Genomic DNA, 10,964 nt, shown 5'->3' with positions numbered 1-10,964 from the left:
GGGTGGGGTCGGTGGTTCTGGAGGCGGGCATGCCGGGGCCGTGCTGGTTGAGTTCTTTATACGTTCTCAACGGCCGGAGGTGGGGGCTGCGATGGCGGGTTCAAGAGGCAGGCGAAAAGTTTCTGCTGAGGGAACGGATCGGGCCGCTTCCAAGGTGTACGGTCGCGCATGGGCGGGCCGGGATACGGGCACGATGCCGAGCGGCCCGGGCCGGCCAGATGTCGCAATGAGGCGGAAAAAATGGAGGTCCGGGCCGGAATCGAACCGGCATACGCGGATTTGCAGTCCGTTGCATCACCACTCTGCCACCGGACCCCCGGCGGCTGGCTTCACAGCCGAAGCGACCGCTGTGCGCGGCGCCGCGGCAGCTATATCCGAAGTCGTCGGGTTAATCCAGGGGCTGATTGAACGAAGACGCGCCGCCTGGCAACGGCCAGGCCCGGGGACGCCGGCGACACCCGGGGCCAGCCACACAGGCGTTAAAACAGGGGCGGTCGTTGCCTTCTCGTCATGCCGGGCGCAGGCCCGGCATCCATGCCTGGCGGTGCTGAAGCCAAGGAAAGGCGTGGATGGTCGGTCTTCGCCCCATTGGCGTTAAAATAGGGCTGGCTGTTGCCTCCTCGTCATGGCCCGGCTTGTCCGGGCCACCTATTCCAGCACCGTGCCGCGACAGGTGGCCCGGACAAGCCGGGCCATGACGGAATGGCAAGCATCGTGCCGCCGCCACGCTATTTTAACGCCAATGCGGTCTTCGCCCACCGTGACGTGGTAGGAACGGTCATGCGCCTATCCCGTCATTTGAGCGCCAACGCGGGGCCAGCCGAGAGGGGACTTGCGTTGGAAAGGCCGCGCCGTTGCGCCGACTCCGGCCTGCCGGATGATCCCGGGCAGCCGGGTCGCGGCCCAGGCCGGCGCGCCGCGGCCTCCATCCGCCGGCGCCGTGCCGATCCTTGGGCGCAGCCGTCATGAAGCAACCCCGCCCGCCGCCGGATTCTGCTGTCAGGCTGCGGGCCCTGGCCAGGCCGAGGCTGCTGCTGGCGATCTGCATCGCCGTGCCGGCCGGGCTGTTCGTGGCGGCAACGTGGCTCGACGACCGCGCCATGCTGCGCGACTCCGAGCGGGAGGCGCGCGCCGCCGCCATCACCCTGCCCGAGCACGCGCTGAAGGCGATCACGGCGCCTGACATCCTGTTGCGCGTCCTCGATCGCCGGATCCAGGGCATGAGCTGGGACCAGATCCGCGCCATCGCCCCGGCGCTGTCGGCCGAAATGCAGGACCTCCGCGCGGCATTGCCCGACGTGGCGAGCCTGGCCCTGACCGACGAGGACGGCCGGGTCTGGGTCTCGGACCCGCCGCACGGCCCGGGCGGCACCGCCTCCATCGCCCACCGGGACGACTGGCAGGAAGGCGGCCGGATCATGCTGCGCGCCGCCGGCGAGCGCATCGGCGCGGGGATGCAGGCGTCCGCCGCGGCCGACCTGAAGCCCGGGCTGTACGGGCGGATTTCCGTCGCCGACAACGGCACGGGCATGACGCCGGAGGTGCTCGCCCGGGCGGTGGAGCCGTTCTTCACCACCAAGCCGCGCGGCCAGGGCACCGGCCTTGGCCTCGCCGGGGCAAAGGCGTTTGCCGAGCGCCACGGCGGGCGGCTGCATATCGACAGCGCAGTCGGCCGCGGCACCACGGTGACGCTCTGGCTGCCCGCCGCGATCGGCCCGGACCCCGCGCCCGGCGCCCCCGACGCGTTGCCGTAACGCCAGGGCAGGCCCGCCATCCACGCCGGGTTGTCCACGCGGGCGGCCGGCCAGCGGCGCGGGGTTCATCCACTTGCGTGATCGTGGGTTGCTCGCCCGCCGAGAGACGGGCAGCCTGCGACGGCAATGCCGCGGGCCTCGGGTGGCGTCGACGCCAGGTGTCCCGGAGGCGTGCCAGGTTTCGTGCAGCGCCGGCGGGTGACCGGGACCGACGCCTGGCGGCGAGGCAGGGCAGGGGGCCGTGCCGGGACCGAGCCGATCGGCGGCAGGCCCGGGGAAAGGGAGGTTGAAACCACGGATCGCGGCGGTGTGTAAGCGGACAGGGATCGACCCCGGGAACCGAGGTGCGCACCGGAGCGGGACCGATGCGGCGCGCCGCCGTTCAGACCGGATGCATAATACGCCGGTTCAATAACGAAATCCTGGGATGCCAGTGGAAGATGCCAGTGGAAGAAGCGTTATATGCCCGTACGCATCGTTCATCCGTCTGACCTCGGCGCCCATGAGCTGGACGAATGGTCACGGTTGCAACAGCTGGATCCGCTGCTGCAAAGCCCCTACCTGTGCCCTGGCTTCGTGTCCATTGCCGCGGCCGTCCGGCCGGGGGTCGTCGTACTGATCGTCGAGGAACGAGGCAGCCCCAGGGCGCTTCTGCCGCTGCAGATGCGAGGCTCGTCAGCCGGACCGGTCGCGTGCCCGCTGTCGGATTACCAGGCGGTGATCGCCGCGCGTGACTGGCCGTGCGACATGCGCGCGATCCTGCGGGACGCCGGCATCAGCGTCTACGACTTCCTGCATCATCCTCTGGATCGGCGCATCGAACCGTTCTGCCGTACGGTCCAGGCCGCGCCGATTATCCTGCTGGAACGCGGCTTCGATGCCTATGTCGAGGAAGCGCGGCAGTCCGCCACCCGTTCCAATGCGTTCGGCAAGCCGCACCAGACGCTGAAGCGGATTGCGCAGGTGGAACGGAAATACGGCCCGGTCCGTTTCACATGGCATGACACCAGCCCGCTGGCCCTGGACCGGTTGTTCGAGTGGAAGAGCGCGCAGTACAGGCGCAGCGGCACGGTGCTGTCGCTGATCGACTACTTTGCCTTTCCATGGACCCGCATGCTGCTGGAGCGCATCCACGCCGCGCAGGCGCCGGGTTTTGCCGGCGTGCTGTCCACGTTGCATATCGGCGACAATCTTGTGGCCGTGCATATGGGCATGCGGTCGGACACGGTGCTGCACTGGTGGTTCCCGGCCTATGATCCGGCGTTCGGCAAGCTCTCGCCCGGCCTGATGCTTCTCAGCAGGCTTTCCGAAGCCGCCGCCCGGATGGGCCTTCGGCAAGTCGACCTGGGGCCGGGCGTGGAACCGTACAAGCAGATGGTTGCGAATTCCGAGCAGGTGTTGGCGGGGGGGTTCGTCAGTTGCGGCGCCCTGCCGGCCTTGTCGCGGCTTGCGCTGTATCACCTGGACCTGCTGGCCAACCGGCTGCCGATCGGACGCTGCGGCGCCTGGCCGGGGCGCCTGATCCGCCGCATCCAACAGGCCCGCTGGCTCGCCGCGTAGCGTGCTGGCGAGGCGGAGGAATACGCGCGTTTGAAATGCGCAGGCGACGCGCTGGTCCCGCTGGCGACGTTTACGCCATCTCCGCATCCAACCAGGCGAAAATGCCGCGCGCGCGGTGTCGTGACCAGACGGACCGCTTTTGTGAACGCCGCCGGACGGTTCGGCGGTTAGGCTCGTCGGCGGCAGGCTAGGCGCGTGCCGGCAACCTGGAGGATGAGACTTTGTCAAGTCGTCGCTGCCAGGCAGGGAGGCAGGCTGCGGACCATGGCGGCGGAACCGCTCTGGCCTGAAAGCCGCATAATGGATATTATGTTAAATCCGATCCCGGGCTTGCGGCGCGCTGTCCATTCTGGCAACCCAACGCCCAGGATCGTCTTAGCGAAACCGTGATGCCAGACCGCTTTCTGATCGCAGCCACCGCCGATCGGCTGATCTATGACTCCGAGACCACGTTCAGCGCCGCGGATGCCCGCGTCCTGCTGGACCAGGTGCCGCGCAAGCCGTCGCCCTGGCTGCAGCTTGGCATCGCCGGCAAGATGTCCGGCGGCTCCACCCGCGGCTTCGCCGCCGGCGTCGGCGACGTCACCGTCAAGGACGAAAAGGATCGGCAGTTCGTCTACAACTCGGCCAACGACGCCTACACCCGCGCCGGCCAGTGGAAGCTGCTGTGGATCGGCAAGCGGACCTGCCAGTATATCGAGATCGAGCAGGTCATGGCCGATCCGACCGACGAAGGCCGCGGCGCGCTGATCTGCTACGAGGCGGATGGCACGCCGACACGGATGGATATTCGCTTCAACCGCTCGTTCCGGCTGTTCTGGTCGCCGGTGATCGTGGTGATCCCGGGCTGGAAGCCGTGGAAGACGCCGGTGGCCTGAACCGCAAGTGGCCTGAACCGCCGGCGCTCCGGGCGCGCTGGACGGCGGCCCGTCGGCATCGCGGCCCTGTCGGTTGGTTCTGTCGGTTGGTTCTGTCGGTTGGTTCTGTCGGTTGGTTCTGTCCGGCGAGACATCCGGGCCCTGCCCCACATCATTGCCTTCCGCGAATCTTCCCGGGCCTCTATGGTTGGCAAACTCAATGGGCGATGACGTCCGATGACTGGTTCCACTGTTTGGGGAAACATGAATGCGTAAGCTTCTTCTCGTCGGTCTTGGCGCGGCCTTCATCGGCGCCTCCGCCATGCCGGCTGCCCATGCGCAGGTCAATGCCACGGTCAATACAAAGGACCCGGCGACCGGGCTTGGGGTGGTCGAATGGGAGCAGATGGTCTCGAACATGATCAATGCCGACGCGCTCATCGGCGATCAGGGCGTGCTGATCATCTCCTCCATGCCGGTTCCCGTCACGGTCACCTGCGGCAAGTGGACGTTGGTGGGGCCGAACCCCTACAAGTCCGTCAAGGGCAACCCGGCGGAAGTGAAGCCGTTCTCCGTCACCTACATCAAGACGAGGGAGTTTGACGGTTACTGCAAGCAGGGCGTGGTGGCGCACACCAAGCTGGGCAAGACGGTCATCGGCAAGCTGACCAGCAATGACGGCACGTTCAAGAATGCGACGGTGGTCCTGTTCAGCGGGACCGTCACGCCGCAATAACGCTGTTGCCGTTCCACGCCGGGTGGCGGATTTCGCCGCCCGGCCTGCTGCACGCGGCGAGGTTTGACTGCAAGAAAGCGATTCTGTTGGAACGGGCGCCCGCTGGCACGATCGTTATCCGTGTGCATCCGTGTTCATCTGTGGTTACCCAACCGGGCACTTTCAGCACGGCACGAAACGGCGGTTGGCGCTCAGGCCGGGACGCCGCGGTGACCGGTTCGGGGCGCCCTGTCTGGATTACCAGATGGAGCCGGTGGACCGGGAACCATTTGTGTTCATTGCCCTACGCCACCGTCAGCACCATGCCGTCGTAACCCGGCTCCACCCCCGGCGGCAGGTTCGCCTGCATCCACGCCCAGTCCATGTCCGTGCCCATGTGCGTCAGCACCGTCCGCCGCGGCTGCAGCCGCTCGACCCACGCCAGCACCGCCGGCAAATCGGCATGCGTCCAGTGCGGGCCCTGGCGCAGGAAGCAGCCGACGACCCAGGTGTCGACGCCTTCCAGCGCCGCCAGCGCCGCCTCGTCCAGGCCCACCAGGTCGGTCGAGTAGCCGAAGCGGCCGATGCGCAGCCCCAGCGTCTCGACCATGCCGTGGTTCTGGATGAACACCCGCACCGTCAGGCCCGCCGCCTCGACCACGTCGCCGGGCGCGATCACCGCGGGCTCCAGCACCGGACGGAAGAAATGCGGCGGCTTCCAGGGCTTGAAGGCATAGCCGAAGCGGCTGGTGATCTCGGCCAGCGTCGCCTCGGTGCCGTACGCGCGGAGCGGCCGCCCGGCGATACGGTTGAGGATACGGACGTCGTCGATGCCGGTGATGTGGTCCGCATGCGCATGGGTGAACAGCACCGCGTCGATCCCGGGAATGCGGCAGTCGAGCAACTGCCCGCGCATGTCCGGCGAGGTGTCGACCAGCAGCCGCCGCCCGTCCTCGCCCTCAATGACAATCGACGATCGGCTGCGGCGGTTGCGCGGCTCGCTGGGATCGCAGGCGCCCCAGTCGCCGCTGCCGTCCGCCCCGCCGATCATCGGCACCCCGGCCGAGGCGCCGGTGCCCAGCAGCGTCACCTTCATGCCGCGGCTTTCCGGAACAGCCGGCGGAAATTCGCCGTCGTCACCTCGACCATGGCTTCGGGCGACAGGCCGTGGGTCTCGGCCAGCACCGACGCGGTGTGCGCCACCCAGGCGGGTTCGTTGCGCTTGCCGCGGAACGGGACGGGGGCGAGGTAGGGCGCGTCCGTCTCCACCAGCAGGCGGTCCACCGGCACGTCGCGGGCGATGTCGCGCAGTTCCTGCGACTTCGGGAAGGTCAGGATGCCGGAGAAGCTGACATACCCGCCCATCGCCAGCGCCGCCTCGGCCAGGCGGCGGGTGGAGCTGAAGCAGTGCAGCAGGAAGTCGAAGGCCCCGCCCTGCGCCCGCTCCTCCCGCAGGATCGCGGCGATGTCGTCGTCGGCGTCCCGCGCGTGGATGCACAGCGGCACGCCGGCGAGGCGCGCGCCGCGGATATGGGCGCGGAAATTCGCCGCCTGCACGTCGCGCGGCGAGCGGTCGTAGAAGTAGTCGAGGCCCGACTCGCCGATGCCGATGACGCGCGGGTCCCCTGCCCGCTCGGCTAGCTCCTCCGGCGTTGGTATCGGTGCCTCGGCGGCATGGTGCGGATGCACGCCGACGGTGCACCACAGGTTGGCGTGCCCGGCAATCAGTCCGGGCAGCCGGGCCGACTGCGCCATGGTGGTGCCGATGGTGACCATCTCACCCACGCCCGACGCCGCGGCGCGGGCCAATATGTCCGGCAGCTCGACCGGCGTGTAGTAGTCGAGGTGGCAGTGACTATCGACCAGCATCAGGCAGCGGGCTCCACGTAGCGGGGAAAGACTCCCTGTGGAGGTGGCAAGGCGGCGCCGTCGTTCAACCGGGTCGCCAGCGCCGCGAACGTCCGGGCGTCCGCCGGCACGCCGAGCTGGTCCAGCATCCGCGCCATGCTGCCCGGCATCACCGGCTGCAGCAGCGTCGCCACCACGCGGATGGTGTCGACCAGCACGCGCAGCACCGCGCCCATGCGGACCTTGTCGGTCTTGTTCAGCGCCCAGGGCGCCTGGCGGTCGATGTAGCCGTTGGCGGCGCGGATGACTTTCCAGATCTCCTCCAGCGCCTCGTGGAAGGTCTGGCGGTCGATGTGGACGCGCACCTGTGCCAGCAGCGCGTCGGCCGCGGCCAGCAGCGCGGCGTCGTCCTCGGTCGCCTCGCCGCGGGCCGGCAGCGTGGCGCCGCAGTTGCGGGCGACCAGCGACAGCGTGCGCTGCGCCAGGTTGCCCAGGTCGTTCGCCAGCTCGACGTTGATGCGCGAGACGATCGCTGGGTGGCTCATGGACCCGTCGCCGCCGAACGGCTTTTCCCGCAGCAGGAAGTAGCGGATCTGGTCCAGGCCGTAGGTCTCCACCAGCTTGCGCGGCTCGATGACGTTGCCGAGGGATTTCGACATCTTCTCGCCCTCGACCACCCACCAGCCGTGCGAGGACACCCGCTTCGGCAGCGGCAGCCCGGCGGACATCAGGAACGCCGGCCAGTACACCGCGTGGAAGCGGATGATGTCCTTGCCGACGACGTGCACGTCGGCCGGCCAGTATGGCCAGCGCGGCGCGTTCTCGTCCGGGAAGCCGCAGGCGGTGACGTAGTTGTTCAGCGCGTCCAGCCAGACATACATCACGTGCCCGGGCGCGTCCGGCACCGGGATGCCCCAGCTGAACGTGGTGCGGCTGACCGAGAGGTCGCGCAGGCCGCCCTTGACGAAGCTGATCACCTCGCTGCGGCGCGAGGACGGGGCGACGAAGTCCGGCTGCTCCTCGTACAGTTTCAGCAGGCGGTCCTGGAAGGCGGAGAGCTTGAAGAAGTACGACGGCTCGCGCACCCATTCCACCGGCGCGCCGCTGGGAGCGATCTTCGTGCCGTCCGGGCGGGTGGTGAGTTCCGACTCGTCGTAGAACGCCTCGTCGCGCACCGCGTACCAGCCCTCGTAGTGGTCGAGGTAGATGTCGCCGGCCTGCGCGATGCGGCGCCACAGCTCGGTGCAGGAGACCTTGTGCCGCTGCTCGGTGGTGCGGATCCAGTCGTCGTAGGCGACGCCCATGGCATCGGTCATGGCGCGGAAATCGGCCGAGACGCGGTCGGTGAAGCTCTGCGGATCGACGCCCGCGGCGGCGGCGGCCTGCTGCACCTTCTGGCCATGCTCGTCGGTGCCGGTCAGGAAGAAGACGTCATAGCCGTCCAGCCGCTTGAACCGCGCCATCACGTCGGTGGCGATCGACGTGTAGGCGTGGCCGATATGCGGGGTGCCGTTGACGTAATAGATTGGCGTGGTGATGTAGAAGCGCTGGGTCATGGGTCTTCTTTAAACGATGCCGGCGGGTTTGTCCGGCGATAAGAGGCGGCGCCGGCAGACGCAGCGGCTTATTCATCGCCCGGCGGCGTGGCCTGGAGCAAGGTTGGGTCATTCCGGGCGAAGCGGTGCCGGCGACGGATCGACGGAGGCCGGGAGGCTGCGACTCTGACGAGGCAACGACCGTGTATGTCGTCAACCCCCGTCCCACGTCCTGGTGCCCGAGGCTTTGGCGTCCCCGCCCGCCAAAGCCGCCCGCACTTGCTCGGGTGAAAGCCTGCGGGACGGATCGGCTTTCACCGCATCACACGCCGGCACGACCTGCTCCCGCAGCCAGGCTTCAACGGCGCGGTCCCGCGCCATGAGGCTTCGCAATCCGTCGCGGATGACCTCGCTTTCGGTTGCGTACTCGCCGGCTGCGACCTTGGACCGGACAAGCTGGGCGATCTCATGCGGCAAAGTGATGCTGAATTGCTGCGTAGAACGCATGATGCCTCCCGCTGAACAGGATTTAATGCTACACGCCAGCCTCGGATCGTTCAACGGCCGGCCGCCGCATTCGGTGAGCGCTGAAACGTGCCGTCATATCGCCGGCCCTGGCCCATGACCTGTCTTATTTTGCGCAGCCGTGGCTGATTCGTGCCGGCCGGCATACGTCCCCGGATCGGCCGCCACAGCGGCGGAGCATTTGCGTTCATCTGCGGCTTTTGTTATTCTATAGAAACGGAAACCACGCTGCCTCCCGGCCGGAGCGCCGAAGGTGGTTTCGGACCGCGCTGAGACTGCCGGATTGGCGAACCGCAAATGACGGCCGTGTGGACTGGCGGCCGTCGTGCCACGCCATCCGTTGCACCAGGGGCAAATCCTGATCGCGAGCGCGGCGCGGCTTCCCGCAGGATAGTCAGCCTGACCGGGCAAAGCGATCGGAACCGCAGAAAGAATATCTGTGTTTGTCTGTGTTCATCTGTGTTTCCCCTTATTCTGTAGAACAAACAGCCCCGCTGCATCCCGGCCCGGGCGCTGACGGCCAGCTCTTACCGCGCTGAGAGCGCCGGATTTTTGGAAACACAGATAAACACAGATGAAAGCTGTGCGAACGCAGTCGGCGTGCCACTGGCCGGCTCCGCCGGAACCAGGCCTTACCATAGGATCGGCAAGCATTGGCGAACTTCTGGAAAAGTATACCGGCCCCTGTTGTGTGGTTATACTTATTGGCGTGAATCCCGCCTCCTTGCGTGCGTCACTTCATCTCGGGCACAATACACCGTAGCAGGTCCCCTGCTCTATGCCGGTGATCGTCTCAAAACGTTTCCAACCGGGACTTCTGCCATCATGCATCGACGCTTTGCCAGGCTTTATCCCATCCCCGTCAGCATGGCGATGCCCTGAACGATCGCCTGCCGCTTGTCCAGCGCGAAACGCTCGGTCTCGTCCTGCAGCTTCGTCAACCCCTGCCACAGCGCGCCCCAGGCATCCAGCGGACGCAGCGCCACCAGCCGTTGCTGCTCGGGATCCGCCCTGCCCCGCACGCTGTCGCGCACCGCCGCGGCGACGCCGGCGCGGACCAGGTCCATGAAGGTGGAGAACCCGGTCTCACTGCGGCCGAGGAAATCGGCGATGTCGTAGCCGCGGGACAGCGGCACGCCCGGCATGTCGGCCAGCAGCTTGTCCACCAGGGCGGCGATTTTCAGACCTTCTTCCTCGGCCAGCAGGATCGCCCGTCCGGGGGAGCCTTCCGCCAGGGTGATCAGCCGCCCGCGCTCGTCCTCCGGCAGGTTCGGCAGGTAGCGGCCGAGCAGCGTCGCCATGACGTCGTCCGGCAGCGGCGACAGGCGCAGGCGGCGGCAGCGGCTGCGGATCGTCGGCAACAGCCGCCCGGGGGCGGAACACACCAGCAGCAGGATCGCCCGCGGCGGCGGTTCCTCCAGGATCTTCAGCAGGGCGTTGGCCGAGGCGGCGTTCATTTCCTCGGCGCCGTCGACGACCACCACGCGCCAGCCGCCCTCGGCCGGGGTCAGCGACATGAAGCCGTTGATCTCGCGGATTTTTTCCACCGGGATCTGGGCCTGCAGGCGCTTGGTCTTCTCGTTGACGCCACGCTCGACGGTCTTCATGTCGGCGTGCGAGCCGGCGGCGACGCGGCGGAACACCGGGTGGCCGGGGTCGAGCGCCAGCGACTTCTCCGCCGGCCGCCCGGCCAGCAGGCGGCGGGCGAAGCGGTAGGCCAGCGTCGCCTTGCCGATGCCCTCGGGCCCGGTGATCAGCCAGGCATGGTGGATCCGGCCGCCGCTTATGGCGTCCAGGATGGTCGCCTCGGCCGCCGGGTGGCCGAGCAGGATGGGGTTGGCGCGTGGCTCCGGGGCGGGCATGGACGGAGTATAGCCGAGGTTCGCGGCGCGCGTCAGGGTGGTGGCGCGTGGAGGGGATACTTGCGCCAATTAGGGCGTGTCGTCAATTGGAGCCAGCCGAGTGAGTCTGGGCTGCAACAGTGCGGCGGAATCGTTGATCAACAAGCGGCTTCCCGATTCCAGCAGCCCCGGTTCTTCGATGCATAGGCAGTCAGCTTTGGAGAGGCTGACCGATGCATCGACATGCCTTGCGCGACGACCAGTGGGAGCGGATCAAGGACCATTTGCCGGGCCGTCCGGGGTCCGTTGGCGTGACCGCTGCGAACAAC

General features: G+C 67.7%; 9 protein-coding genes, 1 tRNA gene and 1 pseudogene. 5 read left to right on the top strand and 6 right to left on the bottom strand.

The window, feature by feature from the left end; all coding sequences use genetic code 11:
* Nucleotides 1-241: 241 nt before the first annotated feature.
* Nucleotides 242-315 (bottom strand) — tRNA-Cys (locus CCS01_RS11745).
* Between the two features lie 650 nt (nt 316-965).
* On the opposite strand from CCS01_RS11745, the gene CCS01_RS35700 reads away from it, so the two are divergent.
* The 4 genes from CCS01_RS35700 (at nt 966) to CCS01_RS11725 (ending at nt 4,907) form a co-directional block, all read left to right on the top strand.
* Nucleotides 966-1,754 carry an ATP-binding protein gene (locus CCS01_RS35700; protein WP_104519014.1) on the top strand — a complete coding sequence of 263 codons (789 nt, stop codon included), beginning with the start codon at nt 966-968 and terminating at the stop codon, nt 1,752-1,754.
* Between the two features lie 462 nt (nt 1,755-2,216).
* Entirely contained in the window at nt 2,217-3,314 is a 1,098-nt protein-coding gene (locus CCS01_RS11735) for a GNAT family N-acetyltransferase (protein ID WP_104519013.1), read from the top strand.
* A 389-nt stretch (nt 3,315-3,703) separates the two neighbouring features.
* Nucleotides 3,704-4,192, top strand: coding sequence for a hypothetical protein (locus tag CCS01_RS11730; RefSeq protein WP_104519012.1), 489 nt, complete (start codon nt 3,704-3,706; stop codon nt 4,190-4,192).
* 247 nt (nt 4,193-4,439) lie between these two features.
* The gene (locus CCS01_RS11725; protein WP_104519011.1) at nt 4,440-4,907 is read left to right on the top strand and encodes a hypothetical protein; all 468 of its coding nucleotides are present in this window, start codon (nt 4,440-4,442) and stop codon (nt 4,905-4,907) included.
* 283 nt (nt 4,908-5,190) lie between these two features.
* Here CCS01_RS11725 and CCS01_RS11720 read toward each other — a convergent pair whose 3' ends face one another.
* The 5 genes from CCS01_RS11720 to CCS01_RS11700 form a co-directional block, all read right to left on the bottom strand.
* Nucleotides 5,191-5,982: an MBL fold metallo-hydrolase gene (locus CCS01_RS11720; protein ID WP_104519010.1), complete on the bottom strand. Its 792-nt coding sequence runs from the start codon at nt 5,980-5,982 to the stop codon at nt 5,191-5,193.
* Nucleotides 5,979-6,755, bottom strand: coding sequence for a TatD family hydrolase (locus tag CCS01_RS11715; protein ID WP_104519009.1), 777 nt, complete (start codon nt 6,753-6,755; stop codon nt 5,979-5,981). The genes CCS01_RS11720 and CCS01_RS11715 overlap by 4 nt, the downstream gene beginning before the upstream one ends.
* The gene (metG, locus tag CCS01_RS11710) at nt 6,755-8,290 is read right to left on the bottom strand and encodes a methionine--tRNA ligase (RefSeq protein ID WP_104519008.1); all 1,536 of its coding nucleotides are present in this window, start codon (nt 8,288-8,290) and stop codon (nt 6,755-6,757) included. The genes CCS01_RS11715 and metG overlap by 1 nt, the downstream gene beginning before the upstream one ends.
* 192 nt (nt 8,291-8,482) lie before the next feature.
* Complete coding sequence (locus CCS01_RS11705; protein WP_104519007.1) at nt 8,483-8,776, bottom strand: ribbon-helix-helix domain-containing protein; 294 nt, start codon at nt 8,774-8,776, stop codon at nt 8,483-8,485.
* Nucleotides 8,777-9,642: 866 nt separating this feature from the next.
* A complete protein-coding gene (locus tag CCS01_RS11700) occupies nt 9,643-10,725 on the bottom strand; it encodes a DNA polymerase III subunit delta' (RefSeq protein WP_239992122.1) in 1,083 nt (360 codons plus the stop codon).
* A 143-nt stretch (nt 10,726-10,868) separates the two neighbouring features.
* Here CCS01_RS11700 and CCS01_RS35135 point away from each other — a divergent pair.
* Nucleotides 10,869-10,964: pseudogene (locus CCS01_RS35135) on the top strand (IS5/IS1182 family transposase); the annotation flags it as partial.

It is taken from the genome of Rhodopila globiformis, assembly GCF_002937115.1.
In the GTDB taxonomy this organism is placed as follows: domain Bacteria; phylum Pseudomonadota; class Alphaproteobacteria; order Acetobacterales; family Acetobacteraceae; genus Rhodopila; species Rhodopila globiformis.
The sequence above is the reverse complement of the archived record's forward strand: the minus strand, read 5'-3'. Positions and strand labels throughout refer to the sequence as shown.